This window comes from uncultured Nostoc sp. (assembly GCF_937863485.1).
Lineage (GTDB): Bacteria > Cyanobacteriota > Cyanobacteriia > Cyanobacteriales > Nostocaceae > Nostoc.
Genome location: NZ_CALMFY010000045.1, coordinates 14,772 through 41,464 on the forward strand (window position 1 = coordinate 14,772; position 26,693 = coordinate 41,464).

Consider the following 26,693-nt stretch of genomic DNA (forward strand, 5'->3'; position numbering starts at 1 on the left):
AGATTTCGGTTCAGAACCTTGAGCCTGGTTTTCGACAAATTCTAAAAATCTTGTTTGATTCAGCAACAATAGCAATGTGCCAAAATCTGTCTTTTGGTACTTTCATACGTTTTTTCTACCTCAAAGTATAGATCCGCAGTCTAAACTTGAGTTAAGAAATTGGAGGAATCATTCATCAAGTCAGACTACCAATGCTCTCCCAAGATAAACCAAATCCAAGCGATTCACCGCAAGTATCGTGTCAAACCATTCTGCCCACAGCCCCATTACCCTCAGCTATTAGTCAAAATATCGAAACTATCATTGCCTTACATAGGCGCTACGAGAAGGATGTACCTCGCCACCAGCGGGTTGTAGAAGCGGCAAGCGCCTTTTTTGGTCGTCCGGCATTCCTTTACAGTATCTTACTAGGAATGACACTGTGGGTAATACCTAATATTTTACCACGACGTTTAGGCTTATCAAGATTTGACCCCCCGCCATTTTCTTGGCTACAATTTTCATTAACTACTGGCTCACTGTTAGTCACAACAGGGGTGTTGATTAAACAAGAGCGACAAGAAAAGTTAGCAGAGCAACGGGCACAACTTAGCCTTCAACTCAACCTGCTTTCTGAGCAGAAAATCGCTAAACTTATCGGTTTGGTTGAGGAATTACGCCAGGATATTCCTAATGTCAAAAATCGCTCTGACCCGGAGGACGAAATGATGAAGTCTCCTACTGATCCGCACGCAATTATAAATGTATTAGAAGAAACCTTAGCATCAGAGTTAGCAAATTTCTCTCAGCAAAAAACATCAACTCAGGAGTGACAAAGCAAGCGTAGTATTAGAACAAGTATAAAATAAGCAACTTTTTGATCGCACCTGTTGCTCATTTTAATTAACCAACTTACCATCTAAACAAGGAATTCTCCACTGCCCAAACTTGACTATTCAGTTTCTTGATCACAGTCTGCAGCGCTGAATCATGTTACAAGCACTCGTGCAAGTAATGCAAACCTAAGTTTTCTCCAAATAACTGAAGCAATTTTAAGCTTTTTGAGCCGTCTTGGGCAAGATACAGACCTCTGAGTGATTGCCTTCTCTTTTCCTTCTCATAGCAAAGATGCTCAAGAGACGGCACGCAAGAGTGGGTAATCACCTCATGTAACCATTTTTTAAAATTCGGGGTGCTAAAGAGATTTAAAAAACTTACTGAAAAGTAATTTCAAAAAGTTTTATTTAGTTTCAACTTTTACAATTGCTGACATTCCCGGATTAAATCGAGCTTCGTAACCTTGAATACTTGATTGATCAAACACAATCTTGACGGGAATTTGATTTAATGAATTACTAGAAGCTGAATTACTCGTAAGATTATCTTGTGGTATAAAGGCGATACTATCTACTTTACCTTGAAACTGCTGATTAGCAAAGGCTGAGACTGTAATTTTCACCTTTTGTCCTGGCTGTATCTTTTCTAACTGCTTTTCTGGAAAATAGGCAATAATCCAAGGACGTGGCTGCATTATTGATAAGAGAGTTTGCCCTGGAAGCACCTGCTGTCCTATTTGGACATTTTTATTGCCAACTAGTCCACCAACCACAGTCGCAATGTTAGTGTAATCCAACTCCAGTTCCGCTTTTTTTACCTCTACCTGCTTTTGAGTAAAAGTAGCCAACGCTATCTTATATTGTTGTTCATTTAGCCTCTTTTGATGATTCAAGACTTGTGCTTGTAAAGTTCTTTTTTTAATCAAAGCTCGTTGTTCTATTTGAGCATTTTCGTTTTTGCGAACTGGCTGTGGTTCTGGAGTATCAATAACAATTTTGAGAATTTTTTCCCGTGCCAATGCTGCTTGCTGTTTAGCTAATTCTAGAGATGTTTTTGCCTGTGCCAGAGATAATTGATAGTTACTTTTGTCAAGTTTCACTAACACCATGCCCGGAGATACAATTTGATTATCATTAAATCTAATTTCAGTAACTATTCCTGATACACGAGTAGTTACAGGGTTGATCTCTGCGGTGACATGAGCATTATCAGTTTCTAGATATTTTTGCGTATATTGCCATTGACGGTAAGCATAATTTCCTAAATAAATTGCAACAATACCCAACAATACTCCCGATCCTGTAAGCAGTAGCAAATATCGAACCCAAGAAGGTGATAATTTTTTGTTGAGAGGATTGTTCGATTCAGTAGAAGTGTTAGTTGGCTCCTGTTGCAACAACACGGGAGTTTTTTGTTCTGATAATGTTGTAACTTTTTGGAACTGTTGTAAAAAATTCAAGCGCTTCATCAGTGTTATTCATGTAAAAAAACATCTCTGTATAAAAATTGGCACTACTTAACTAGTCCACTTTCAGAATACGGTAAATATCACTTGAGTGCATAGTTCTCTCAAAATAGCTTCATAAGTCACTATATCTGAAATCCACAGGGAGTTTTCTTACAACAGCCCCCCACTTTTAAAATATCCTCTAAGCTCGACTTTATCCATTTTTTTCGCAACGTGATTGCTATCGCTGAAACCTCTGTGGTTCGGTAGTTTTACTTTTTTAACTTCATCGATAATCTGTGACATGGAAAAAGTATTTGCCGAAAAGCCAGGGTTTTTGCCGGATAAAGAAAACCGAGTTCTTAATTTTGGATAAAGTCGAGCTAAGAAGATGTTTATAAATAAAAAATAAAGAGCACCACAGTCATTCCTCCAGGACAGGTATTTTAAAAAAGACAGTCATAGTATTTGAATCGCGTAAAATGGCTCGAAAAGCTTATCCTACAGACGTTTCTGATATCGAACGGGATTTGATAAAATCAATGATTCCAGCAGAACGTCAGCCTTCATCGCGGAAAAAAGCGTGAAGTAGATATGCGGGAGGTAGTAAATGCAATCTTTTACATATTGCGTGCAGGTTGCTCGTGGGGAATGATGCCTCACGATTTACCTGCATGGCAAACAGTATATTCATATTTCTGATGCTGGGAGCGTAAAGGAGTATGGCAGAAAATTCACACAGTATTGCGATCGCTTCTAGCGGGCGGTTACGCCATCGCAATTGCGGCAGATGGAAGGAAGAGATATAGAGCCATTGGCAGGAATTATCGACTTACAAACAGTTAAAACTACTGACAAAGGAGGGGTGAAGGGCCATGATGCCGGAAAAAAGATTAATGGTCGCAAACGCCATATCCTTGTTGATACGATGGGTTTAATTTTGATGGTTGTCGTACATACAGCTTCGATTCAAGATTGTGACGGCGCAAAGCTTGTATTCGACAAAATTGACCACTTATTCCCTAAACTACATTTGGTTTGGGCGGATGCCGGATATGCTGGCTCATGAGTCGATTGGGTTAGATATTTCATTGGTTGTGGACTCTCCATTATCAAACGTTGCGATGCCTACGGCGGGCGAAGCCATCGTACAGACGAATTTAAAGTATTACCTCGTCGTTGGGTAGTAGAGCGTACACTGGCGTAGCTGGGTCGCTCTCGCCGTCTCAGTAAGGGTCAGGATACTACCTCTGAACGCAACTTAGTATAAAACAAAAAAGTATGTTTACCTTTAGGCAAAATACAGTTTGGAGGACAAACAAGACTCAACAAAAAGGAATGTATTTAAAGAAAAGTTACAAGGCTGTTAATTAGCCTTAAAATGTTACCCAGAGAAACTGCAAGTCTGGTTTGGGGACGAGAGTGGTTTTAGTTTTCAGGTAATTGTGCAATTGTTTTATCTTTACCACTTTACAGTGTCAAGGAAAGTCGTGCTTTTAGTCTACGTAATCTGTTAGTATTGGCTCTTCGATAGTGTTATTTGAACCTATTGGGCGGCTACCATCTATCTCTAGAGTATCTGAAGATAGAAATTTACTTTTAGCGATCGGACGTTGACCGTCTATGTTTTGAACAGCTTCAATCTCTAAATCGCTAGGGTCAATTGGACGCTTCCCGTCTACAGCTAACATCTCATGTTCTTGAAAAGCACTCTTACCAATCGGGCGCTGACCATCTATATTAATTGTCTTATCATAATCGTTTTCATTCTTCCCAATTGGGCGCTGACCATCTATATTAATTGTTTCTTTAATTTCAATATTACTTGGTTCGACTGGACGCTGACCATCTATATTAATCGTTTCTTTAATTTCAATATTACTTGGTTCGACTGGACGCTGACCATCTATATTAATCGTTTTATTTTTCTGTATCAGTTCGTTAGATGATGAATCCATATCAGTTTCAGTATCTATTTTCTGCTGACTCAATTTATTACTACTATCAACTTCTTTGTTTGTGTTATTCATGTTTGCCATTGTGATTTTAAGAATTTTGCTCTAGTACTAACATGACCTTAAAAATTGTTAATTTTTAAGTAAAAGTACTACAATTAGGTAGCTAATAAAAAAAATATGCTCTCTCTAACAATCCCTTTATTCAAATACAATACTGAAGTAGGAACAAAAAATCCTCTATCATCGTAGAGAATACATCTATAACTTGAGAGAGATTTGTCATTTATTAGCGCTGAGAAATTTCTCAGAGAAACCTGTGTGTAGACTGGGTATTAAGGGGGTTAGTACCCACAGTTTCCGCAGTAGGTGCTTGGCTAATGAGAGCAAGTTAATTAAAATTGCGTATCAAAAACTTACAAACATCTTCTAATGCTTTTTGTCCTCAGCTAAGTCAATCATCCGAGTTGGTAGTTTTGAAATAGTTAACTGTAACGCTTGCATTTGAGGAAAATCGTGCTTAATAATTTCGATAGTTTTTCTTTGACTCTCTTGATTTTTAACTATCAGTTGTGCAGTGCCATCACCCTGAGAACCCACACCTTTTCCTCCGAAGATATAAGGCTCAAGACGCTTGTGATGGAGAAGCATATGCAGCTTTTTTGCAGTTAATTGATCAGGACAAGCCGGAACTACGTAACGATCAAATTCCGCTTGGGCTTTTGTCATTAAAGCTCCAAGAACTTGGGCATCTCCTTTTTGTATTGCTTTAACTGCTGCTTGGGTAATTTCAGAGCTAATAGAACCAAAATATTTTTGGACATTTTGCTGTATTGAATTAGTTGCGAAAGGATAGCACTGATTCAATCTTTGTAGTATTTTTTGTGTATTTTTACTGCCGCCAAGTTCGACAATAACAAAAAACAAATCCTCACTAACTTTCAGTTCGAGCAGGTCGATTTCTTCACCATCAAATATCATCAATATTGGGCGATTTCCATAAGCACAAGCCTGATCCATACGACCGCAAAGACTAGGAGTGGTTCTTTCTCCCAGGTAGGCAAACTCCATTTCTTCACGAATTGTCATTTTCAAGTCATACAGACGATTAAAAGCCCTTGCAATCAGAACGCAAAAAGCAGCACTTGAAGATAATCCCTTTTGGATGGGTAAGTCGGTTAGATAATTATTAACCTCAAGTCCGCCGACATCATAGTGAGTCAGAATTTGATATGTTGTACCAGCAGCATAACTAAAAAAACCGCCCTTTGCCGCTATGCATTTCAGGGTATTAGATTCCATAGGTAATCTCAAAGGTTCATAACCCCTACCATTATTGAGAGAAGTACGAATAATTAGCTCAGTAAGATTAGGCAAGACATTGGCATAAATTCCTTGATTAGTACCAACAATTAAGGTGTGGCCCTTTTCGATAAGAGGATTAACACTGCGATATTCTCCTGCCCAATCGCTGTGTTCTCCGAACAAACAAAGACGCCCTGAAACAAAAATTCTCATTTGCAGTTATTAGTATCTGGACGTATACCACACAAGCGTTTAAAGTCTTCTAACTTCACGCTCTTTACCTGTTCGTAGGTCATAGATGCTACCCAACTCTAACCTACTTTTCCCACGTATTTAGGATTTTTGGAAGAAGTCTAATACTTTACAAAAATTCTAAGACACAGCACCAGAAGTATGTCCTAATGCCATTCCTACCCTTACATTTTTGGCTAATCTATTAGTTTTATTTATGTTATATTTTTCAAAGGGTTTTCGAGAAATCGTATCAAAAAATACAGTCTTTTAAGTAATAATAAAATGGCATCTATCACAGAGCGATACCTTCGGTGAGCTTCGCTAACGTAAAACTTTTCACTCTACTGAGTGTTGCTTATGACAAAAGTAAAGCTGAGGATCCTGTGAAGTACTTCGCTGCAAAAGAAAATCAAGATTTAGCCCACATTTTTCACAAGCGGTGCGTAGCTTGCCGCCGTAGGGATCGCTATTACCCAAACCTTTATTGAGCTTAGATTTTGAGCGTTTTAGAGACTGTACGAATCACAACAGTATGTGAACGAGTATTTTATCTCAAGTCTAAGTGGTATAAACGTTTTGGGCTAGTCGTTTAAATCTTTGTGAGAAATCCGGGTTAGGAGTGGTCAAAGCTAATGCTCCGCGCAAGCTCCACCCAATGACTAAACGCACCCGCTGCCGGAAGCACAGCGAGGAACGAGCAAAGCTATAGGCGGTTGGGTGAATTGCTGTAGCCGCGCCTGGTGTTTCAAAATTATGTCCCAATTTGCAAAACAATTTTGCCGCGTGTACGCCCACTTTCGGAAAGTTGGAATGCCTTTTTCACTTCTACGAGCGGCAAAACGGTTGCGACGTGCGCTTTCAATCTGCCTTCGTCAACCAATGCGCTGATGGCAGCTAATTGGTCCACGTTTGGCTTGCAGTGGACCCGCGCGGTCTTGACGCCAAATTCTTGCGCTTTTTCTTCGGACGGAAACGCTACTGACGTTACCAGGAAGCCACCTTTTTTCAACGTTTTGAACGTTTTCTCAAACGTGTCGCCGCCGACCGCATCAAAGACGACATCAACGTCTTTAATGACTGCTTCAAAGTTTTGCTTTGTGTAATCAACGAATTCATCCGCGCCTAAATTTCTGACGAAATCTTCATTGCGCCCCGAAGCCGTACCGATGACGTATGCGCCTTTTGCTTTGGCAAGTTGAACAGCCAGCGAACCGACTCCGCCTGAGGCACCGGTTATCAAAATTCGTTGACCGCTGCTGAGGTGGGCTAAATCAAAAAGCGCCTGCCATGCGGTCAACGCGCCAAGTGGAATCGCCGCCGTGTTCTCGAAATCAAGACTTCGGGGTTTAGCCGCAATATCCCCCATTTTGGCAATCGCGTATTCGGCGAAACCTCCAGAACGTATGATGCCGTAAACCGCATCACCTTCTTTGAAACCGCTGACATCATTGCCGATTCTTTCGATTGTTCCGGCAATCTCGCCGCCAAGCACGATGGGTAGTTTTAGACCGAGCCTTTCGCCCGAACCGTTGCGGATTTTCCAGTCAACCGGATTAACCCCTGCGACGTGAACTTTCACCAAAACTTCGTCCGCCTTCGGCTCCGGGCGTTCGACATCCGCATAATTTAGAACGTCATCATTGCCGTACGCTTTGATTACTATTGCTTTCATTTTCCTCGCTCCTGTTTAATTCAATAGGTATGGCAGAATTGGCTCATCATTCATAACAATTTGCGGCAAGTCGCCAAGCCGCGCGCCGCAGTCCAACCCTCCAGCCGTCAGAGGTGAACTGGTAATTTCTCTCCTCTTGCCATGCCTCTCGTCTACCGAGCCGCCCAACTATTATTTAGACTGACTGTTTCCATCTAATTATTCAGATCCGGGTATTAGACCGAAATTTGTCGTCCTAAGATCCCGATACAGCGATTTAGGCTGTACTTAAAGTTGATGATAATAACTCATTCTAGTATGTTTAATCAATACCTTCGCCAAAACAAAAGTATGAAGAGAGAGGGCGCTCTGTAGTAGAGTTGTTGTCTTCCCAAACAGACAACTCAAAAACTATAATTCGCCCATGTCCGACATCCTATCACTCTTACAATGCCTAGTTGAACCAAATAATCTTGGCTATCTTAGCAATGAGTGGCCGAGTCACTATGCCCTTGAATATCACGTTAGGCAGGCATTGGTGGTAGTTATCGGATAATGTTGAGGTTATTTCATACAGTCAGGACTTACGCACGGGTCATGGAAGAACGTAGACGCATTGGCGCAGCCTCTCGTAGAGAAGCGGCTTGCCGCAGGCTACCACTCCAGACATAGAGAAGCCAGTGCGCCCTTGCGGTTCCCCGACTTGTTCGCTCTTAGCGTTCCCGCAGGGTAGCAACTGGCGCGACACGGAGGAATGAGAGTTTGAGAGGTTTTTTGCGTAAGTCCTAACAGTAATACCTTGGGCTACGTTGTTTTGGCTATTTTTCGCAAGTATTTGTTTCGTGCAAATGAGGTATATTTGCTTACAGGAGATGAAGTTGTAGTCAGTAAAACAGGTAAAAAAACTTATGGGTTGGATAGATTTTTTCTAGTCTAGTAAATAAACCGATATCAGGACTATCTTTTTTTGTATTATCGTTAGTAAGTGTTCAAGAACGGCGGTAGGATACTGGTGATTTCAACTGGTATTGTTGTATTCATGGGAAGATACACACAATTGGCTCTCAGTCTCAGTGTATTGTACGAGTCACCAGTATTTACCAAGGCTGTATTTAAGAGTTTTAGCGATCGCCTAAATTTGTGATGACCCCTAGAGAAAAATGGATAAAGTCCAGCTAAGGAGGTTATCTCTTTCTATACTCCGACTCCAAAACACTCAACAACTTCTCTTCCACAGCAGTAAGATAAGGTCGATTCACCTTCCCCAATGACTGCAACAGATTTTTGACTGTCTCCTCCAGCAAATCGGAATACACTCGACTCAAGCGATCGCAAATCCGCTGCATCTGTTCGCATTCGGCAAGCAAGTATTCGTAAGACTTCAGATGCTTCAGCCCAACCGTCAGTTCTCCATCCCAGGCTTTCACCGTACAACTAAACTCGTTTACTGTGCTGATAATCCCCCAACACCCACCTTTACCCCTGAGTTCGGGGTTGTCCTTAGCAAGGATTTGGCAGACCTCACCAATTTGGTAGGTGTTAGGTACTTGAGTTCGTTCCATTATCCTTTGCACAACGTCTTTGACGATTCTACCAGTCGGCACTTTCCCGCCAGCAATTTCAACTGCTGTTTGCCACACTTCTTGCTGTTCCTGGGATTCAAGCTTTGTCATGGGTCTAACTTGACGTTCACTCGTGGGCAAAATTTGTGATTGTCTGGTTGTCAAATTCTCATCTGCCACATTTTGACAACCAATGGTTGTCAAATTTTCATAAACGTTGGCTGCGGCAATTAAATAGTTTGACTGTTGCCGACTATGACCAAAGCGATCGCGGCAGTATTCCTCAAACGTTTTGTGAGTGGAGCAATATAATCTGCGGTCGCGCAGTTCCGTCAAAGCTTTACCTGCCTCAAAAAACGCTCTTTCTACCTTGCGTTCCAAGTGCAAGCGATCGCTTTGTTCTTCCTCTGTCAACTCTGGAACTTCAACAGCAGTAACGGTAATCGTTGCCGTAGCAGGGTTTTCTCGATCAAAGGTACCTTCTGCAGAATTAGCGGATGGTTTTGAGTTGTTGGCTGTAACAGAGGTGGCTTTTTTGCGTTTAGAAGGTGGTTTAGCCATTATCCCACCTCTTGAACAGTACCTGAAGAGTCAACTTTCAGGCTCTTGCCTTCAGTTGCCTCTACCCATAGCAGCTTCCAACCATACTTGTTTTCCATATTGCGGCACTTCTTTTTCCTCTGTTGCAACGTGCCGCGACTCTGATTTTTCTTGAGTACTTATACCATACTCCATTTGAAGAGAGCAATGTCAGTAGCTTAATAGATAACTAACTATCATATAACTATCTATTATATTATTTACTGATAGTATGTAATATAGTAATAACAAAATACGACACCCCAAGCCTGGTAAGCAAAAGCGTCGTCTTTTGAACCCTTTACAGGAATCTATATCATGACATATCCGAAATACACACAGCAAGCACTCTCTCGTTATACCTCCCCTGCCTCAAAAGAATCGCCGCCGAACTCGGCGTAACACCTAAGGGGGACAAGAGAGCGGCTGACATTTGGGTAAACGCAATCATCGCTCACTAATCGACCCAAACTCACAAAGTCACAGACGAACAAGCCACAGCCGAAACCGAACTCGACCAGTTCATCGCAACCCAAGCCCAAGCCATAGCTTTTGAACCACTGACAACAGTAGAAATCAACTTCTACCACTACGAGGTCTACTGTGGAAAAGAACTGATAGCCTACATTGCATACGACCACGATAATTTAGTCACCCAACCGTGGCTAGTGATGGTCAACGGCAAAGAGAAATTTCGCGATACTACACTTGCCCGATGCCTACGCACAAGTTTCGCATTGTCATTGGTAATCAGTACCGAAATGGTATTGATTCTATCCGCCTGGCACGTAGACAACGAATCTTCGATGGAATTCAACCCTGCGATCGCTCGCATCAGTCAGCCTGGGGTCATGTCGCAAATTCCAAATCAAAGCCATCGGTGGTAGACCAACGGACTTTTAGCTGGAACACGGCAGCTTGCAAGTGAAGCACCCAGGCTGTCAGTCTACTCATCTGCACTAGGTTCCTAAAACCAACAAAGTGGTTAGCACACGTATTAATTTGACGTTTCGACCGCACACCGGAGGGGGGAAATAACGCTGTAACTGGCTTGGTCACGGCTTCATAGCCAGCACAAACTCTCACAAAAAGTTGAACCAGCGGCATGTACAATGCCGCTCCATTTTTTGACGTCAAAATATCGGAGGAAATATGCGTATAATCGAGTCTGATTCTCAAGCTAAACATTTAACTGAATGGCTCAACAGTAGAGTTGACGAAGAAATCTTTCACCTGAATGTGAAATCGCTCTTTGGGACTTTATCCTACGAATATCTGCTCTATAGTCCCAAAATCTCCCGTTGCAATGATGGACAATTGCGCGATCGCTAATTCTGTTGAACTCTCTGGGACTGAACTCAAGAAGCTGTAAGACAAACAGGCAAAAACGAAAACCGAACGACATCAGCAGCGCAAGGCCGAATTGTCCCGTTGTTATGAAGTTGAAGTTACACTGGATTTAGTCGAGAGAGATGATAACGGCTGCTATCCCCAACTGCGGATGCACTATTATTTGACACTGGGGCGAGAGTTTTTGACGAATCGTGATGCTAAACGGGCAAAACCGCAGTTAGAAGCTGGGGAGAATTCGATTTGTCAACCAGATTTTAACAAGGGGCAGTTATTACCTGCTGTGTTGTTACTAGAAAATTTAAATCTGTTGCAGTTTCTTAGGTGAGAATCTAAGTAGAGAAGTTTCCAAGTAGCGGCGATATCGTGGACGTGCTGTGCCAATTGGATGGCGTGTGATTAAGCATAAAAGCAGCAATATTTCATTTGCTGGCAAATATCGCCCTCCACGGGATGGAAGAACGGATAAAGCAATTTGCACAGACTATCCTACAAAATTAGTACGGGAAAAAAGAAACCCGGAAGGTCTAAGTACAGCTTTGCATAAATTCGTAGCAAATTGACAAGGGAAAATTTTTGAGTGGATGTCAAAGATATCTAATCGAGTTCAAGAGTGATAATCATCGGGTGATCACATCTCATGTACTGGGTTCCCGACGAGCAGTGGTATCAGTTTATGACCGTAAACTATCGACGGAAGCGGTAGTAGAATGCCATGATTATATCTTCTCTTTAGCTGGCGTTGCGATACCGCGCTTAACTAGACTCGCTTCAAGTTCCTTAATGAATTTTAAGTCGTCCGACAATAGAGGCTGGCTTTCGTTAGAAGAAAAGTCATTACTTACAGAGGGATTTTTTTCAAGGAAAGCAAATGCTTGCCGAAATTGACGCGGATTTGCTAAAATTTGCGAGTCAAAGTGACAGGGAATAATCTGCTGAAAATCCCAACTTGCAACTGTATCAGCCCAGTTGAGGACTTGTTTTGGTGCTTGGGGAAGAATGAGGATTTGCAAAATCGGTGCAACAAATGGTCGCCCTTGACCTTGTAGAGCATCAAATGCTTGCTTCCAGGTTTCTTGCCAGCGAAAAGGAAATAAACCAAAGTAGGTTTTTAGCGATCGCTGTGGTGCTTTGAAAGCATCACGAAACATCTGTGCGATTGGAGTAACTTCCAGCGCACTAGGACGCAAGTAAAGCGCAAACAATGAAATGCGTTGCCATCCCTTGCGACGGTTGTCTTCATTGTCTTCGAGCATCTCCAAAGCATTGTCCCTTGCATGAAACAGTAAGGGATAAGGATCTAATTGGAGGATTTCTGGTGGGTCAACTGGAACAGAAACTATAGAATCAGTTACAAGTAGAGTGCGCGATCGCTTGTGAAACACTGCAACTTCTGCAAAAGAACCTCGTCCCAAATTGATGTCCAAGATTGCATAGTCAAACTCATAAGCGAAGGGAGCAAGGCTTGAGTCGAGTGGGAGTTCTTTAGTTCGTTTTTTGGGAAAGCCTAGCCAACTAAGCGGTAGGTTGAACGGGAAACTCCATTGGTGTGGGGCAACAAAGACTTGTGCTTGAGGAAAATATCTAGAAAAGGGGCCAACGAAGACTTTATGCTCTAGACCAGAACTGGTTGGCAGTATGATGTACTTAACTTCACCGTACTTTGCTACCAACTCATTAACCAAGCGGACACACTCAGTTGTTGGAGCAACGGGTGCATAGACTAGAAGACCTCCAGCAGCGAGTTTGACGATAGTCATGCGAATCGGCACGATGGCGTAGAGAATGCCGTGAAGCTGATCGAATGTCCAGATAGTGTTCAAAACTATTTCCTTGCGAAGTGTCCGCCGCCTACTGTAGGGGTAGAGTGGGACAGCAGGCCAGAATGGCCATGACCAATCTTTTGAATGGCTCAAAGGATACATCCCTTGCTCTTGTTGTTCTACCTTCGACTTAGATCCAAGTGAGTTCATCGTCGTTCCATTGTCCTGCCTGATAATCACTTAATTACTAACTTTGACTACTTTCATTATTTTTTCAATTGTTCTAAATAAACGGCAACCTGCATAATAATTCTGTTATATCTTTGTTAAGAATAGTTACAACTTCTTAACACAAGGAAATATTTTTTATGGTAGTCTCACTTGAGAAGAATGTACCACATCAGGTAGTTATCGTTGGTGGTGGCTTTGGTGGACTGTATGCAGCAAAGGGTCTGAATACAGCGAATGTAAATGTTACTCTCATTGATAAACGTAACTTTCACCTATTTCAGCCGCTTTTATATCAAGTTGCCACAGGTACGCTATCACCTTCTGATATTTCTGCACCATTGCGATCTGTATTTAAGAAAAGTAAGAATACAAAGGTGTTGTTGGGAGAAGTAAATAATATTGATCCAAAAGCGCAACAAGTTTTTTTGGGTGATGAAGTAGTACCTTATGATACATTAATTGTCGCAACAGGTGCTAACCATTCCTATTTTGGTAAGGAAAACTGGGAAAAAGTTGCTCCTGGTTTGAAAAGTGTGGAAGATGCGATAGAAATGCGTCGCCGGATATTTGGCGCATTTGAAGCAGCAGAAAAAGAAACTAATCCAGAAATTCGCCGTGCTTTCTTGACTTTTGTAATTGTGGGGGGTGGCCCGACTGGTGTAGAATTAGCAGGTGCGATCGCCGAGTTGGCACACAAAACTCTCAAAGAAGATTTCCGCAGCATCAACACTTCAGAAACGAAAATTTTACTATTACAAGGGGGCCCTCGCATCCTCCCACACATTGCGCCAGAGTTATCGAAATCAGCAGCAGTAGCTTTGCAAAAGTTGGGTGTCGAACTCCACACTCACACCAGGGTGACAAATATTGAAGGTGATATCGTTACTTTCAAGAAAGGCAATGAATTTACAGAAATTACCTCAAAAACTATATTGTGGGCAGCAGGTGTCCAAGGTTCCCCAATGGGGAAAGTCTTAGCAGAAAGTACAGGTGTAGAGTGCGATTACTCTGGGCGTGTAATTGTAGAACCTGACTTGTCTATCGAGGGTTATGACAACATTTTCGTAATTGGAGATTTAGCTAACTTCACCCACCAAGATAGTAAAGTCTTACCTGGTGTTGCACCTGTAGCTAAACAACAGGGAGAGTATGTAGGTAAACTAATTCAACGACGGCTTAAAGGTCATACTTTGCCACAATTTCATTACAACGATGTGGGTAGTTTGGCGATGATTGGGCAAAATTTAGCTGTTGTAGATTTAGGCTTCATCAAACTCACAGGTTTCCTTGCTTGGGCATTTTGGCTACTAGTTCACATCTACTTTTTAATCGAGTTTGACACTAAATTACTAGTAGTATTTCAGTGGGCGTGGAATTACATCACTCGTAATCGTCGCTCTAGATTGATTACAGGTCGAGAACCTATTGTAGAAGCAAAAACTGTTAACAATAGCGTGCAACAGCCTTCTGTGACACCTCTGTAACTTCAGTTATCACAGCATTAGTCAACGATGGTACAAGGGGTTATTAGAGTAATGAATACCGTGTTGATGAGAAATCTTGGGCGAAGATTAGCTGTTCCAAGAAAAAGTCCATCCCAATGTATTTACTGAGTCGAGTTCAGGAGATGGAGTCAGAGAAAACGGCAGTTAAGAAGATATTACAGGTGTTGAGAGTGTTGAAATCATAATTTTGATGCTTTGCTGACACCGGACTACATCAGTCCTCACCAGCTATGGCAAGGTTAGGTTAGTCAATGAGACAGGAGACGTACCATTTATACTTCTTGAATTCTTTTTGCTCAAATAACACTAACTTTACCAGTTTCCGTATACTGTCAGCGCAGTGAATAACTTTAGCTGCATCGTAAAAATCTGGAATGGCGAATGCACTGTTGGGTTGCAGTTCCTAAAGTCTCACAATTACTTAACCCAAGTTGCGGGTTGTCAAATTCTAGGTTTTTTACATCCGTCGATTCATGTGATCGCGCACCACAAGTTGGGGTTGCGTGTAGCACAACCCCAACTTCGACTACCTGATTGAAATTATTATCGATTAAATTCATTTTTACTGGAGTTTAGACTAGTCAGGAGTGCAAAACTCCAAACCTTTATGTTAACAGCTATAGAGCAAATATAAGCGCACCCATCCAAAACTTAACCTCTTAATTTCTAGTACGTTTGAACTAAATATCTCTTCAGGGCAATCAAGGATGCGATGGCGCAGCCCGCCGCAGACATCGCCTTCATAGGGCCTTGTCGGCGTTTACTTTTATAAAATAAAATCGCGATCGCGATTTTATCTTTTTCGAGTCTCTGAGGATCAAAAAGATGAATAAATCTTAAGAAAAGATAAATTTTTATCAATTATTTTTGAGTAAACTTTAATAGCTAATTGTTCTGATCGGTTGATCACACCTTAGCAAATACAAAGTACAGCCAATCATTACCCATAGATTTAAATACCACTGGCTCATCTTGCTGTCTTGCCTCCAGCGATGCTTAAACAAAAATATTGAGCGCAGTCTCCATATTAAAAATACTTTAAACATCAAAAATATTACAGCAGATGATTCAGCAATTGCAAATAATTATTAAATTTTCTTTACAAGGTGAGTTTTCAAATAGCAGGCTTTTACATTGATGGTTGTGATTTCAGCTACCTTTTTGTTTAAGTTAATTAAAGACTATTTTCAAGGTCAATACCTTTGCCAAAAAAATAGTATGAAGAGAAGACTGATGTAATACAGTTATTGTTTTCCATAACTACAACTAAAAGCTACAAGCAGCCCATGTTTGACAGACAAGCACTGTGGAAAATGTTTGTTATCGCAAATAAGTGTTACGACAATGAGGAAATAATTTTTCTCACTAGCTGCATAATATAGATTTGCTCATACCCATAGATATATAGAACTAAAGTTTCACATCATCAAGATAAACAATATATGTCAACGGAATTATCTACTTGTTACAACCAACAATGGTCTGTGAATGTCTCCTGTCTAAAATTGGTTAGGTTTCACAGACCTTGACTGTATAGTCATTTCATAATTCAATCAACATTAGTTAAGCGGTACAACAACTGGGAGGAGTGATTATGTATAAATACAGATTATCACAAAAAGGGTGTGGAAATTAATTGTTGTAACCCTCCTACAGTCTATTTTACCCAAGGAGAGACGATATTAGCTTAGGGGTAAATTTTCTGACAACTCATTTAGGAGTGCTAGAAGTAATTTCAAACTAAATTTTAAGTGCATCTCAAAAGTGCATAAATTAATTTGGAATGCACCCATATAAAAGAAAGCGAAGCATTTCATTACCTAAGCAACCATATCTTAAGCACAATTAACGAGGCAAATATGAAACTTTACTATCGCGGTCTTAGCTACGAATTAGACTCATCACAGCTTGAAAGTAGGAAAACACAAAAACCATTTCAGCCAGTTCGTCGGACTGGTTCAGTTTATAATCTGATTTACCGTGGAGTTAATTATCATATTGATCCTAACTCCCAATCAAAAGAAGTTATGACTCCATCAGTAACTAATAAATTGATTTATAGAGAAGTTGTCTATACTGTAAATGGTTCTTTTGCCGCAGAAAATAGGAATTTCGGATAGCGATGTCTGACAACAACCCGCTTTGTGTCCATGCATCCTCTAAAAAGAAAACAGGAAAAGTCAGATTTGTGAATGCTTCACATCTAAAAATTGGTTAGGTTTTACAGATCCTGACTGTATAGTCGTTTCAAATTCAATCAACATTAGTTAGGCAGTACAAGAACTGGGAGTAGCAATTATGTCTAAAAAGAGAGCGTTAACATACTACCCAATCCATGAATTCCTTGCAGAACCCTGAAGTCCTTGTAGGAGAGTTTTAACATGACTATGGATCAATTACTTCCAGTACTTCTTGTAGATGAGGATCAAGACTTTCGCCAAGAATTACATATTCTCCTTAATTTTTATAGTAACAATGGGCAATTACCCCTAGAAATTGTGGCTGAAGCTGCATCTGTCGAGCAAGCTGTAAATTTTGTTACTCAAAAACAACCCGCCCTGATTCTTCTTGATTTAGGATTAATTTTGGATAATGGAATTGCAACTCTCATACGTTTAAAAGAGATAGGTTTTATTGGCAAAGTTTTAATATTGTCAGATCATCAAGATGATGATGCCATTTTTCGAGCAATGCAGGCAGGAGCCGCAGGTTATATCTTTAAAAATCGTTTGGTAACTCAATTGTGTGAGGCGATCGCTACTGCACTTAAGTCTGAGATTTATCTGCCTACAGAAGTTGCCAGTGGGTTTTTCCGGCGATTCTGGGCTGATTCAGAGGCTTCTGTTTTAACACGTCAAAAGCTTCAGATAACAGAACGGGAACAAGAAATTCTGCATTGGTTATTGCAAGGAGACTCTAATGAAGAAATCGCCAAACATTTATATATTACAGTAGCAACTGTTAAAGCTCATCTCACAAGCATTTTCAAAAAGTTGCAGGTTACTAGCCGGACTCAAGCTGTTGTCACTGCTTTCAAGTTTGGTTTAATTCCGGCTTAATAGCAGGAAAATATTTTTTATAATTGGCGTAGCTTGATCAAGCTTGGTGAAAGATGTCATTAGGTTTAGTAAACATGAGGAAAATATCAAAATGAATGCTCTAGAGATTGTCAAAAAGGCTTACATATATTTAGGAGAAAAAGATATTTCCAATTATTTGTCTCTCATGTCCCCTAATGTTGAATTTTACCAAACTGAAGAACTACCTTGGGGTGGTCAGTATCGTGGTTTTGATCAGATAAAAGTTTTTTTTTCAAAGATTTTTCCGCTGATTGATTCTTCAGTCGAAATATCTCACTACATTCAAGCTGGCGCTCAAATAGTTGCGATCGGCAAGACTAGTGGCGTAGCAAAGCTAACTGGAAAAAAGTTCAGTTGTAATTTGGCTCACATCTGGACAATTAAGGAAGAAAAAATTGGGCGATTAGAGGTTTATATTGATACTGATGTAATGAATGCGGCATTGACATCAGCCTAACAAGTCATTTGAACTAACATCTGAAGGCACAGCTGAACTCAAACATGCTGATCAGGTTCATCAGTGGAAAGAGCGATCGCTATTTCAAGTTTGAAACTTATATTGTCACGACCAGCGATTCTCTTTCGTCTTAATCTATAAATATTTCACAGATTTTAACAGGAGGTTTACAGATGAAAATTTTTGTTGCAGGCGCAACAGGAGCGATCGGTCGTCCGCTGATTGCACAATTGCAGGCGCAAGGACACGATGTAGTCGCGTTGACCCGTTCTCCAGAAAGAGCACAAACTTTAGCTGAACAAGGCGTGGAATCTGCGATCGCAGATGTGTTCGATGCAGATGCTGTCAAAGCTGCCATCAACAGCGTTCAGCCGGAAGTGGTGATTGAACAACTGACCTCCTTGCCTAAAACTTATACGGGCGAATCGATGGGTGCAGCAGCAGCACTAAACTCTCGCATCCGTCGAGAAGGGGGTGCCAATGTGCTGACGGCAGCGCAAGCGGCAGGTGTGCGCCGTTACTTAAGGCAATCCATCGCATTCTGGGCGGTTCCCGGTACTGGATTGGCAGACGAAGAAACGCCACTAGCTTTTGATGCCTCGCCTGCGGTTGCAGCAGACATTCTCACAGTGACTGAAATTGAGCGTCGCTTATTAGAGAACCCCAATATAGAAGGAATTGCCCTGCGTTATGGCTTCTTCTACGGGCCAGGCACTTGGTTTGCCCCCGATGGCGACGTTGCTAAACAGGTGCGACAGCAACAGTTCCCGATTGTTGGGAATGGCGAAGGCGTATGGTCGTGGTTACATATTGAAGATGCGGCGATCGCCACAGTTGCAGCAGTGGAACAGGGCAATCCTGGCATTTATCTGATTACGGATGATCGCCCTTTAGAAGTGCGCGTGTGGCTTTCTGCTTATGCCCAATGGCTCAAAGCTCCACCACCTTTGCAGGTATCGGTTGAGGATACTCTGCTTCTTAGTGGTGCAGATGCTGTTTATTATGGTACTCAGATGCGAGGGGCATCGAATGCTAAGGCAAAACGCGAATTAAATTTTCAGCCTCGACCCTTGGAATGGATGGTTAACACCGCCGTGGCTCATGCTAGTTAACAATTTAAGGGAGAAGAAATATGAAGATTGCTCAATATGGAACAGCGATCGTGGTCATCCATACGCTCATCAACGGACTGCATGGTTTAGCACATGTGGAAATCCCAGTTTCCCTCTCTCTCCTTCAGAGTTTATTTGTGGGTATTGTGATTTTTCCGATTCCCATGATTGCAACCGTTTTACTTTGGACACAGTTCTACCGCATTGGTAGCTGGCTCTTGCTCAGTTCAATAGCAGCATCGCTTCTTTTTGGAATCTACAATCATTTGCTGGTGATTAGTCCCGATCATCTGTCTCAAGTTTCCTTTGCAGGTTGGGGTCTGCTTTTCCAAATTACAGCCATCCTAATATTAATTGTGGATGGATTCGGCTGTTGGATTGGCATCTGGGCATTGAAAACGATTCAGCAACCAGAAAAGGTTATATGAGTTGTCTTGATGATTTTAACCACCATCGTCCGTTGTTGTTCACCTGCTTGCTCTCAATTTAGAGCAGTTTTCTTTCATTAGACACACAGCGAATTATCCAATTTCTCAGCGCTCGGTATCTAATATACCAATTCGTAATTAAGCAAGCCGGATATATCTTGGGCTTGGATCTGTTGCTTGATTTTAAAGAATTGTAGGACTTACGCAAAATATGTCTCAAACTCTGATTTCTCTGTGCCGCACCAGTTGCTTTAAGTCGGGAAACCGCAAGGGCGCACTGGCTTCTCTGTGCCTCTGCGGTAGCCTGCGGCAAGCCGCTTCTCTACGAGAGGCTGCGCCAATGCGTCTACGTTATTCCGTAACTTGCGCGTAAGTCCTAAATTGCTATAAATCAGGTGGTGACTTTTGACTTTCCCAAAGGGGCTGACTTCCTGGCTTAGGCATCCAAAGATTAGCAGAGCATATTTATTAGGCAAATTCAAAAAATCCCGGTTGAGCGTTCACATTTATTTTTCCCAGAGGTTGATAAAATATGTTTGATCTCGACCAAACTATTAAAGATCGGCACTCAACACGCAAATTCTTATCCCAACCAGTGCCACAGGCTTTACTCGATGAAGCCCTTGCTCTAGCGCAGCACGCACCGTCGAATTCAAACATCCAGCCGTGGCGGTTGGTGTTTGCCCAAGGCGATCGCCGTGATCGTCTGCAAGAGACTTTGCTAAATCAAGCCAAGCAGCAGCCGCCCTACAGCTTTGGGCTGCCGGAGTCCTTCCAGCATTACCGCCAGGAACTGGGCGCGCAAGTCTATGGGGCTATGGGGATTGCTCGTGACGATAAAGTGAATAGACAGCTAGCCCTTCTGCGTAATTACGAATTTTTTGGCGCACCAGTGGTTGGTATCGTCTGTATGCACCAAGATTTGGGCGTTGCAGATGCTTTGAGTGTGGGGATGTATTTACAAACGCTGGTGTTGTGCCTAACCGCTCGCGGCATTGGCACCTGCGTAGAGGTTTCGCTAGCGGCTTATCCCGAAATTATCCGCAGCGAATTGAACATCCCACCAGAATTATTGATCATTTGTGGTTTAGCCGTTGGTTATTCCGATCCTGATTTTCCTGCTAATAGTCTGCATATAAGCCGTGAGGCTGTTGAGAAAAATGTCTTGTTTCTCGACAATTAGAAAAAGACTGTCTTTTGATCATAGAATTATCAAAAAGAAATTCATTGTGCCTACGACAGACAGGTTCACCTCTGTAAAACAAATTAATTTAACATCAAACAATTTTCGGTCGCTGTAAGTCAGTCAAGCTAATCGGCATTGCATATTTGCAGTCTGCACTCCCACTGTCTTGCTATAAGGAGAAAGAACCATGAGCCAATCTAATCTATCCACTGCTACCCAAGAAACGACTACCAACACCATCTTGGACACTGCTGCTCAAGAAGCGGCCACTAATACCATCGTGGACATTGATCTTAATGTTCAAGCCCAGAAGGGTCCAGACCTGCGAAAAGACCATCCTAAAAGTCACGGCTTGGTTTGGGGAGAGTTCAAAGTTGAGGAAAATATTCCTGAATCATTGAAGGTGGGTATCTTTGCCCAGTCCAAAACCTACCCACTTTGGATGAGGCTCTCCAATGCTTCCCCCGCAGAAAAGCGCGGTAAACTCTCGTCAGACCTTAATCCCGATGTTCGGGCACTCGCTATCAAACTCTTACAGGTAGAGGGTGAAAAAGTGCTGGATGATGAGCAGGAAACCCAAGACTTTTTGATGATTAATCATCCGGTCTTCTTTGTCCACGATGCCCAAGGGTTTGCCAACCTGACGAAAGCAAGTGTTGGTCAAGCAAATGAAGAAGAACTGCGATCGCTACAATCCACGTTTGAAGTCCTCAAAGCGGTTACGAGCAAACAAGTTGCAAATCCGCTGCTGATCCAATATTGGAGTACCACTCCCTATAAACTTGGCTCGGTGTCCATCAAGTTTTCGGTAAAACCTCATCAGCAAGATGCTCCAGGTTCAAACCCCACTTCCGAAACTTACCTGCGTGAGGCAGTCGTCAAATATCTGTCGGAAGAGGGCAAAGATGCAACCTTTGACTTCTTGGTGCAGCTTTATGTCAACGATGAGAAAACTCCAATTGAAGATCCAATGCAGGAGTGGGAAGAGAAGGACTCACCGTTTATCAAGCTTGCAACCATCACAGTTCCATCTCAGAAATTTGACTTCGAGGAGCGGAAGCGGTTGGATGAGGGACTATCGTTCATGGCTTGGCACACCCTGCCCGAACACGAACCTCTGGGTAGCGTCAATTTAGCTCGTAAAAAAGTTTACCAGGAGGTAGTAAAGGCTCGACGGAGTAACATACACCACCGCATCGAAGAACCGCAAGCATACAGTTCAGTTTTAGACAATCCTGAATAATTTTGCTTGCCAACTACTTCCACCAATTGTTGTTGGTGAAAGTAGTGTCTGGCAATATCTACAACACTAACGATTGCTCTTTCTAACTAATTGCTTGGCTTAACCCAAATTCCTTGACAAAACTCATTATCTATGCATTTTAGCGATCCGAATCAGTGGCATTGGCGCGAATACTTTGCAGAATTCTTGGGAGCCGCTTTCAATATTTTCATCGGCTTGAGTGCAATCGTCTTTAATTTTGGGCACGGTTTGCCAATAGAACAGCTTGTGCCTGATTCAAGTATTCGGCGGTTGATTACGGGACTAATTTTTGCTGGAAGTGGAGCGATTGTAGCCGTTTCTCCGATCGGGAAACTAAGTGGCTCTCACATTAATCCTTCTGTCTCACTTGCATTTTGGATACATGGCAAGATGCACCTCCAAGATTTTATTGGCTTTGTGATTGGACAGTTTCTGGGAGCGATCGCTGCTGTGTTACTGCTTGTGACCCTGTGGGGAGATTATGCTAGAAGCGTTAGTAACGGCATGACGCTGCCTGGGTTGAATTATCCCCTGTGGATGGTATTTTTATCAGAAGTCACGATTACATTTCTCTTAGTGTTGACGATTTTTATCTTTATCAGTCATCATCGGCTGATGCGCTGGACACCTTTGATCCTTTGGCTTTTAATTGCCGGGATGGTGTGGCAAGAAGCTCCAATTTCGGGAACAAGTCTCAATCCGGCGCGGAGTTTCGCTCCTGCACTGGTGAGTGGAAATTGGCATCACCAGTGGATTTATTGGATTGCTCCGCCAATGGGTGCTGCGATCGCTGTGGGAGCGTTTCGGCTGATCACACTAGGCGAACGGGATGTTCTGACTGGAAAACTCTATCACGCTTTTAATTACCCCAGTATTTTTAAAAATGTCAAACTGCCTCATTTCCAGCATCACCCTTACTCGAACAGATGAGCTTAGATGGGTATGTCAATTTATGCTACTTGGATAGCCATTGTCTTAGATTCTGCCTCTGGTGTAGAGCACACCTCTAAGTTCACACTTTTGGCAGAAGGACTATTGCAAGAATTCGCAATCTTTTTGAAAGTTTTTCTAGAAGGTATTGCAATTTTAACAGTTGCGATCGCACCCATTCTCACACTCCGAAAAATCTTTTATCTCTGGAGACGCGATCGAGTTCTCCAAGAAACGATCCGTTTAGAACTAGGAGTAGTGTTAGCCTTAGCGCTGGAATTTCTATTAGCTGCCGATATCGTCGGCACAGCTATTTCCCCCTCGTGGGATGCAGTGGCAAAACTTGCAGCGATTACTGGTATCCGTACCTTTCTCAACTTCTTTTTACAACGAGAAGTACGAGAATTGTGAGAAACAGGCCACTCTCAGGACGGCAAAATCAGTAAAGGTCTAAGTAAGTAAGTCAGTACAATAAAACCAAACTATGTAAAGAAAGATAAATTAGGCTAAAACTCACTTACCTCTTGATTTATTCCAACTACAAATTGTAACATCGACTTACTTATGTGCAGGAACATGATAAATTCTGGTTGATGGGCACAAGGGCGATCGTTAGACCATTTCAAGTATGAGCTAGCTCATAGAATCGATTGAACTGCTATTGCATAATTAAAGCAGATGAACTTAGGACAATGCAAAATTAAAAATAAAAACCCCATTAGCAGACATTTTTAATTTTTAATTAATTCTCATTTCTTAGGGAGGAAATGATGGAAGGCAAAACGTTGATTTCTCAGACAGAATTCCAAGCTGAAAGCGGCGTTGCTTCAACGTGGAAAAAATATCAGTGCAGTGGGATTATCAGACTTGAAAACGTGGTTCTTGTTCCGGTGGAGTGGTTACTAAGTTTAGCCTGAGCAGCGTCATAAAGCCTGCGGCATAGCTACGCCCTAAGCGCCAGCCTTTCTTAGAGAAGGGCGACGCCTAAGTGTCGAATACCAACTCTTTTCTATCCCATTTGCTTTACCTCTTTTTCAATGGTTTCACACTCTACTGAAGTAGCAAATCTGATTATTGAAGCAGTAAAGGCAGAAGCTTGAGGCTAGAGTTTAGTAACCTTAATTATTTGTCGGATGGGTTAGCAATACCATAACCCATGTGGGTGTTGGGTTGACCCAAGAAACCAAACTTACGTCTATCGGATCTGATAATTTGTGAATCAGTAATGTGTTCTGATTTTGGAGGAATATACCATGAAAGTTTTGATTCAATTGATCGTCAGTTTTTTCGTATTCATTATTGATGTCGTGTACGGAAATCGTTCCTACGCTCGCTTTTATATGCTAGAAACCATTGCCCGTGTTCCTTACTTTTCTTATCTATCAGTGCTGCATCTTTACGAGACGCTGGGTTACTGGCGCAAAGCTGACTTGTTGAAAGTTCACTTTGCTGAAACCTGGAACGAATTACATCATCTGTTGATTATGGAATCACTGGGGGGCAGTCAACACTGGATTGATCGCTTCATCGCTCAACACGTTGCTGTGGCTTACTACTGGTTGATTGTGCCGATTTACATGTTTCTTTCCTCTTACGCCTACTACCTAATGGAACTGATTGAAGGTCATGCCTACCACACCTATGACGAATACTTGAAAACCAATGAAGCCCAACTGAAAGCTCAAAAAGCGCCCCAGGTTGCAATCAACTTCTATCGCGATGGTGATCTCTATATGTTTGATCAAGTTCAGACTGCACCAGGTCATAAATTTCGCCGTCCCAAGGTGGATAATCTATACGATGTGTTCGTGAACATCCGTGATGACGAATGCGAACATGTGAAAACAATGGTGGCACTCCAAAAACCAGAAGCGCGGCTAACTTTTAAAAGTCCCCATACTGTTTTTGAAGCTACAAAAGTTTTATCGAGCGAAGGAGAAACTGACCAAATAATTACTACTTCGTGAGGCAGTTCGGGTTCTCCCTACAGCCCTTCTCCTAAAAGACGCTATGCGTAGCTTGCTTCTCCATAGGGGTACGGGCATCCTACGGTAGGCGCTAGCCTCTCACGAATGTGAGGAGGAGATGCCAAGGGTGAATCTACAAGTGTCTGACGGTTCCCTCTGCATCGGAACTGCTGTTAGCGTTAGTGAGTCGTGAGTGTCAGTACGAGCGTTACCTGTTCGCGTAGCGGCGACCACAACAGAAGGGTAATTCGTAATTAAAGGTACAAGGTTCTGACTTTAGTTATGGAGAAAAATAAATTCAATTGTGAACTTTCAGAACAAGTAGGTTAGATTGTCGCAGCAGAATTTGGCACGATGCTAACAACAACGAGCATAGCGGAAGTAGTCTTACATTGCAATAATTGCATTGTCTTTATTTTTAAATTTTCGCTTTGATGGAGATACTGGAGGCGCGACAACTTAGCATTATCTACCATTTGAATAACAACATCTACAACTTGATGACACTTAAGATTGTCGATGGCTGTATCCAGTCCCTGTAAACCATGTAGAATCTTTGAAAAGCACTCAATAGATTTGCAAGGAGATATCTTTGTCAATGATGAAATTTTCTTTATGTATCTGGTTAAAACAGCACCGGATGGCGATTGGAGGACTGCTGCTTCCAATCGCCATAACAGCCTATAATGCCTCTTTTAAATCACAGCCATCTTCTGCGAATACCCCACAGGTTGCAATGTTGATCACATCCAGTCCGACACTGCCGCCAACATCTCCTACTCAAAGCGGTTCCAGTCCGACGCCATCATTAGTCTCTCCCACACAAAGCGCTACTGGTATTGAGTCGCTTCAGCAGGAAGCAGTTCAAGTCATTAGTGACTATTACAGCGCGATCGCCCGTCGAGACTATAAACAAGCCTACTCGGCTTGGGAGGGAAATGGCGCTGCTAGCAAGCAGTCGTTTGAGCAGTTCAAGCAGGGTTTTGCCAATACTACATCCGTTACTGTAGAGGTTGGAAAACCCGGTAGACCAGATCCAGGTGCAGGCTCAATCTACATTGAGATTCCGGTTACTGTTACTGCCGTCACCACAAATGGAACTCCGCAGCGATTTCGTGGTAGCTATGTGCTGCGACGAGTCAATGATGTTCCTGGCTCAACTCCAGAGCAGCGTAAATGGCATCTCCACTCGGCGAATCTTACTCAAGTCAATTAGTCTGCTGCAAGCTGCAAAATGCTGTTTTCCCAAGATTCCAAATTAAAAGCAGCGTTGCTTCAACGTAAAGAAAATACAAAAACAGTAACGCGAAAAACTTGGCATCAGCGCTCATTGTTACTACATTTACCTGAGCAAAACTGACTTTCAAAGGAGGTTGAAACCAGGGCGGCCGCATCTAAATTAGTCCTAGATCATAACCCAGGTTAAGAACCAACGAAAAAATCAGCATTTATCATTCGATTCATCGTCTTAGGCTGAAAGCGATGCCTGCGGCGGGCTACGCCAACGCCTAAATCTTAGCCAAGCGATCGCTAATCAGCACGTCATCGCTGATGCTAAAGAGCGAGAGCTGACAAGATAATATTTTTAATCTCTAATTCCATTTGATTTACGTTCTCTTATATGCATTCGCTCATGTCTTTGCTGCCCTGTTATCTGGTTGCAATCCTGTGAGCTTTTACCTGTTACACCCAACTTTCACCGTCACAATTTAATTGACCGGACATACAACAAATTAGAATTTGAGTTTTTACATTTTAAAATTGTATATTCTGACGAAAGATTCTACTTACTGCTAGAAAATATAGATACTTCTAGAACTAGCCCTTTCAAGGTGTTGTGTGATGGGCAGATTTGTAGTTTGGTAAAAAGA

At 42.1% G+C, this 26,693-nt stretch carries 26 protein-coding genes and 2 pseudogenes; 20 read left to right on the forward strand and 8 right to left on the reverse strand.

What is annotated here, in order from left to right:
• Positions 1-191: 191 nt before the first annotated feature.
• Positions 192-812, forward strand: coding sequence for a DUF1003 domain-containing protein (locus Q0541_RS06490; protein ID WP_298907233.1), 621 nt, complete (start codon positions 192-194; stop codon positions 810-812).
• A 407-nt stretch (positions 813-1,219) separates the two neighbouring features.
• On the opposite strand, the gene Q0541_RS06495 is transcribed toward Q0541_RS06490, so the two are convergent.
• Positions 1,220-2,284 (reverse strand): efflux RND transporter periplasmic adaptor subunit, encoded by a 1,065-nt coding sequence (locus Q0541_RS06495; protein WP_298907236.1) that lies wholly within the window; start codon positions 2,282-2,284, stop codon positions 1,220-1,222.
• Between the two features lie 573 nt (positions 2,285-2,857).
• Between Q0541_RS06495 and Q0541_RS34340 the strand changes: the two genes are divergently transcribed.
• Both Q0541_RS34340 and Q0541_RS06500 read left to right on the forward strand, forming a co-directional pair.
• The gene (locus Q0541_RS34340; protein ID WP_366941824.1) at positions 2,858-2,965 is read left to right on the forward strand and encodes a transposase; all 108 of its coding nucleotides are present in this window, start codon (positions 2,858-2,860) and stop codon (positions 2,963-2,965) included.
• 88 nt (positions 2,966-3,053) lie between these two features.
• Positions 3,054-3,332 (forward strand): transposase, encoded by a 279-nt coding sequence (locus Q0541_RS06500; RefSeq protein ID WP_298907239.1) that lies wholly within the window; start codon positions 3,054-3,056, stop codon positions 3,330-3,332.
• A gap of 427 nt (positions 3,333-3,759) precedes the next feature.
• Here the strand turns inward: Q0541_RS06500 and Q0541_RS06505 are convergent, their stop codons facing one another.
• From Q0541_RS06505 to Q0541_RS06520, 4 genes are all read right to left on the reverse strand, one after another.
• Entirely contained in the window at positions 3,760-4,293 is a 534-nt protein-coding gene (locus Q0541_RS06505) for a hypothetical protein (protein WP_298907242.1), read from the reverse strand.
• 354 nt (positions 4,294-4,647) lie between these two features.
• Positions 4,648-5,736, reverse strand: a complete 1,089-nt coding sequence (locus tag Q0541_RS06510; protein WP_298907245.1) for a GHMP kinase — start codon at positions 5,734-5,736, stop codon at positions 4,648-4,650.
• A 579-nt stretch (positions 5,737-6,315) separates the two neighbouring features.
• Positions 6,316-6,519, reverse strand: a complete 204-nt coding sequence (locus tag Q0541_RS06515) for a hypothetical protein (protein ID WP_298907247.1) — start codon at positions 6,517-6,519, stop codon at positions 6,316-6,318.
• Complete coding sequence (locus Q0541_RS06520; protein ID WP_298907249.1) at positions 6,509-7,429, reverse strand: NADP-dependent oxidoreductase; 921 nt, start codon at positions 7,427-7,429, stop codon at positions 6,509-6,511. The genes Q0541_RS06515 and Q0541_RS06520 overlap by 11 nt, the downstream gene beginning before the upstream one ends.
• A gap of 767 nt (positions 7,430-8,196) precedes the next feature.
• Here Q0541_RS06520 and Q0541_RS06525 point away from each other — a divergent pair.
• Positions 8,197-8,407: pseudogene (locus Q0541_RS06525) on the forward strand (transposase); the annotation flags it as partial.
• Between the two features lie 185 nt (positions 8,408-8,592).
• Here the strand turns inward: Q0541_RS06525 and Q0541_RS06530 are convergent.
• Positions 8,593-9,531, reverse strand: a complete 939-nt coding sequence (locus Q0541_RS06530; RefSeq protein WP_298907251.1) for a hypothetical protein — start codon at positions 9,529-9,531, stop codon at positions 8,593-8,595.
• Positions 9,532-10,264: 733 nt separating this feature from the next.
• On the opposite strand from Q0541_RS06530, the gene Q0541_RS06535 reads away from it, so the two are divergent.
• The 3 genes from Q0541_RS06535 (at position 10,265) to Q0541_RS06545 (ending at position 11,227) form a co-directional block, all read left to right on the forward strand.
• Entirely contained in the window at positions 10,265-10,477 is a 213-nt protein-coding gene (locus tag Q0541_RS06535; protein WP_298907253.1) for a hypothetical protein, read from the forward strand.
• A 224-nt stretch (positions 10,478-10,701) separates the two neighbouring features.
• Positions 10,702-10,881 carry a hypothetical protein gene (locus Q0541_RS06540; protein ID WP_298907255.1) on the forward strand — a complete coding sequence of 60 codons (180 nt, stop codon included), beginning with the start codon at positions 10,702-10,704 and terminating at the stop codon, positions 10,879-10,881.
• 91 nt (positions 10,882-10,972) lie between these two features.
• Positions 10,973-11,227: a hypothetical protein gene (locus Q0541_RS06545; protein ID WP_298907258.1), complete on the forward strand. Its 255-nt coding sequence runs from the start codon at positions 10,973-10,975 to the stop codon at positions 11,225-11,227.
• A gap of 391 nt (positions 11,228-11,618) precedes the next feature.
• Here Q0541_RS06545 and Q0541_RS06550 read toward each other — a convergent pair whose 3' ends face one another.
• Positions 11,619-12,824 carry a DUF4336 domain-containing protein gene (locus tag Q0541_RS06550; RefSeq protein WP_298907299.1) on the reverse strand — a complete coding sequence of 402 codons (1,206 nt, stop codon included), beginning with the start codon at positions 12,822-12,824 and terminating at the stop codon, positions 11,619-11,621.
• 206 nt (positions 12,825-13,030) lie between these two features.
• On the opposite strand from Q0541_RS06550, the gene Q0541_RS06555 reads away from it, so the two are divergent.
• Positions 13,031-14,377 (forward strand): NAD(P)/FAD-dependent oxidoreductase, encoded by a 1,347-nt coding sequence (locus tag Q0541_RS06555; RefSeq protein WP_298907260.1) that lies wholly within the window; start codon positions 13,031-13,033, stop codon positions 14,375-14,377.
• 371 nt (positions 14,378-14,748) lie between these two features.
• Here the strand turns inward: Q0541_RS06555 and Q0541_RS06560 are convergent, their stop codons facing one another.
• Positions 14,749-14,958, reverse strand: a complete 210-nt coding sequence (locus Q0541_RS06560) for a hypothetical protein (protein ID WP_298907263.1) — start codon at positions 14,956-14,958, stop codon at positions 14,749-14,751.
• A gap of 1,299 nt (positions 14,959-16,257) precedes the next feature.
• Between Q0541_RS06560 and Q0541_RS06565 the strand changes: the two genes are divergently transcribed.
• The 12 genes and pseudogenes from Q0541_RS06565 to Q0541_RS06620 form a co-directional block, all read left to right on the forward strand.
• On the forward strand, positions 16,258-16,518 hold the full coding sequence (locus Q0541_RS06565; RefSeq protein WP_298907266.1) for a DUF4278 domain-containing protein: 261 nt from the start codon (positions 16,258-16,260) through the stop codon (positions 16,516-16,518).
• Between the two features lie 267 nt (positions 16,519-16,785).
• Positions 16,786-17,457 (forward strand): response regulator transcription factor, encoded by a 672-nt coding sequence (locus Q0541_RS06570; RefSeq protein WP_298907269.1) that lies wholly within the window; start codon positions 16,786-16,788, stop codon positions 17,455-17,457.
• Between the two features lie 91 nt (positions 17,458-17,548).
• Entirely contained in the window at positions 17,549-17,935 is a 387-nt protein-coding gene (locus Q0541_RS06575; protein ID WP_298907272.1) for a nuclear transport factor 2 family protein, read from the forward strand.
• A gap of 173 nt (positions 17,936-18,108) precedes the next feature.
• Positions 18,109-19,047: an NAD(P)-dependent oxidoreductase gene (locus Q0541_RS06580; protein WP_298907275.1), complete on the forward strand. Its 939-nt coding sequence runs from the start codon at positions 18,109-18,111 to the stop codon at positions 19,045-19,047.
• A 20-nt stretch (positions 19,048-19,067) separates the two neighbouring features.
• Complete coding sequence (locus Q0541_RS06585) at positions 19,068-19,475, forward strand: hypothetical protein (RefSeq protein ID WP_298907278.1); 408 nt, start codon at positions 19,068-19,070, stop codon at positions 19,473-19,475.
• Positions 19,476-20,007: 532 nt separating this feature from the next.
• Positions 20,008-20,658 carry a nitroreductase gene (locus Q0541_RS06590; RefSeq protein ID WP_298907281.1) on the forward strand — a complete coding sequence of 217 codons (651 nt, stop codon included), beginning with the start codon at positions 20,008-20,010 and terminating at the stop codon, positions 20,656-20,658.
• 190 nt (positions 20,659-20,848) lie between these two features.
• A complete protein-coding gene (locus Q0541_RS06595) occupies positions 20,849-21,904 on the forward strand; it encodes a catalase family protein (protein WP_298907284.1) in 1,056 nt (351 codons plus the stop codon).
• A 132-nt stretch (positions 21,905-22,036) separates the two neighbouring features.
• On the forward strand, positions 22,037-22,855 hold the full coding sequence (locus Q0541_RS06600; protein WP_298907287.1) for an aquaporin: 819 nt from the start codon (positions 22,037-22,039) through the stop codon (positions 22,853-22,855).
• 12 nt (positions 22,856-22,867) lie between these two features.
• A complete protein-coding gene (locus tag Q0541_RS06605) occupies positions 22,868-23,266 on the forward strand; it encodes a DUF1622 domain-containing protein (RefSeq protein ID WP_298907290.1) in 399 nt (132 codons plus the stop codon).
• Positions 23,267-24,108: 842 nt separating this feature from the next.
• Positions 24,109-24,822, forward strand: a complete 714-nt coding sequence (locus Q0541_RS06610; RefSeq protein WP_298907293.1) for an alternative oxidase — start codon at positions 24,109-24,111, stop codon at positions 24,820-24,822.
• A gap of 598 nt (positions 24,823-25,420) precedes the next feature.
• The gene (locus Q0541_RS06615) at positions 25,421-26,038 is read left to right on the forward strand and encodes a hypothetical protein (RefSeq protein WP_298907296.1); all 618 of its coding nucleotides are present in this window, start codon (positions 25,421-25,423) and stop codon (positions 26,036-26,038) included.
• A gap of 442 nt (positions 26,039-26,480) precedes the next feature.
• Positions 26,481-26,693, forward strand: a pseudogene (locus Q0541_RS06620) (hypothetical protein); the annotation flags it as partial.

Bases quoted from the DNA above. Each gene is read 5' to 3' on its own strand.
- Q0541_RS06490 (WP_298907233.1), top strand. From the start codon at position 192: ATGCTCTCCCAAGATAAACCAAATCCAAGCGATTCACCGCAAGTATCG.
- Q0541_RS06495 (WP_298907236.1), bottom strand. From the start codon at position 2,284: ATGAAGCGCTTGAATTTTTTACAACAGTTCCAAAAAGTTACAACATTA.
- Q0541_RS34340 (WP_366941824.1), top strand. From the start codon at position 2,858: ATGCGGGAGGTAGTAAATGCAATCTTTTACATATTGCGTGCAGGTTGC.
- Q0541_RS06500 (WP_298907239.1), top strand. From the start codon at position 3,054: ATGGAAGGAAGAGATATAGAGCCATTGGCAGGAATTATCGACTTACAA.
- Q0541_RS06505 (WP_298907242.1), bottom strand. From the start codon at position 4,293: ATGAATAACACAAACAAAGAAGTTGATAGTAGTAATAAATTGAGTCAG.
- Q0541_RS06510 (WP_298907245.1), bottom strand. From the start codon at position 5,736: ATGAGAATTTTTGTTTCAGGGCGTCTTTGTTTGTTCGGAGAACACAGC.
- Q0541_RS06520 (WP_298907249.1), bottom strand. From the start codon at position 7,429: ATGAAAGCAATAGTAATCAAAGCGTACGGCAATGATGACGTTCTAAAT.
- Q0541_RS06530 (WP_298907251.1), bottom strand. From the start codon at position 9,531: ATGGCTAAACCACCTTCTAAACGCAAAAAAGCCACCTCTGTTACAGCC.
- Q0541_RS06535 (WP_298907253.1), top strand. From the start codon at position 10,265: ATGCCTACGCACAAGTTTCGCATTGTCATTGGTAATCAGTACCGAAAT.
- Q0541_RS06540 (WP_298907255.1), top strand. From the start codon at position 10,702: ATGCGTATAATCGAGTCTGATTCTCAAGCTAAACATTTAACTGAATGG.
- Q0541_RS06550 (WP_298907299.1), bottom strand. From the start codon at position 12,824: ATGTATCCTTTGAGCCATTCAAAAGATTGGTCATGGCCATTCTGGCCT.
- Q0541_RS06555 (WP_298907260.1), top strand. From the start codon at position 13,031: ATGGTAGTCTCACTTGAGAAGAATGTACCACATCAGGTAGTTATCGTT.
- Q0541_RS06560 (WP_298907263.1), bottom strand. From the start codon at position 14,958: ATGAATTTAATCGATAATAATTTCAATCAGGTAGTCGAAGTTGGGGTT.
- Q0541_RS06565 (WP_298907266.1), top strand. From the start codon at position 16,258: ATGAAACTTTACTATCGCGGTCTTAGCTACGAATTAGACTCATCACAG.
- Q0541_RS06570 (WP_298907269.1), top strand. From the start codon at position 16,786: ATGGATCAATTACTTCCAGTACTTCTTGTAGATGAGGATCAAGACTTT.
- Q0541_RS06575 (WP_298907272.1), top strand. From the start codon at position 17,549: ATGAATGCTCTAGAGATTGTCAAAAAGGCTTACATATATTTAGGAGAA.
- Q0541_RS06580 (WP_298907275.1), top strand. From the start codon at position 18,109: ATGAAAATTTTTGTTGCAGGCGCAACAGGAGCGATCGGTCGTCCGCTG.
- Q0541_RS06585 (WP_298907278.1), top strand. From the start codon at position 19,068: ATGAAGATTGCTCAATATGGAACAGCGATCGTGGTCATCCATACGCTC.
- Q0541_RS06590 (WP_298907281.1), top strand. From the start codon at position 20,008: ATGTTTGATCTCGACCAAACTATTAAAGATCGGCACTCAACACGCAAA.
- Q0541_RS06595 (WP_298907284.1), top strand. From the start codon at position 20,849: ATGAGCCAATCTAATCTATCCACTGCTACCCAAGAAACGACTACCAAC.
- Q0541_RS06600 (WP_298907287.1), top strand. From the start codon at position 22,037: ATGCATTTTAGCGATCCGAATCAGTGGCATTGGCGCGAATACTTTGCA.
- Q0541_RS06605 (WP_298907290.1), top strand. From the start codon at position 22,868: ATGTCAATTTATGCTACTTGGATAGCCATTGTCTTAGATTCTGCCTCT.
- Q0541_RS06610 (WP_298907293.1), top strand. From the start codon at position 24,109: ATGAAAGTTTTGATTCAATTGATCGTCAGTTTTTTCGTATTCATTATT.
- Q0541_RS06615 (WP_298907296.1), top strand. From the start codon at position 25,421: ATGATGAAATTTTCTTTATGTATCTGGTTAAAACAGCACCGGATGGCG.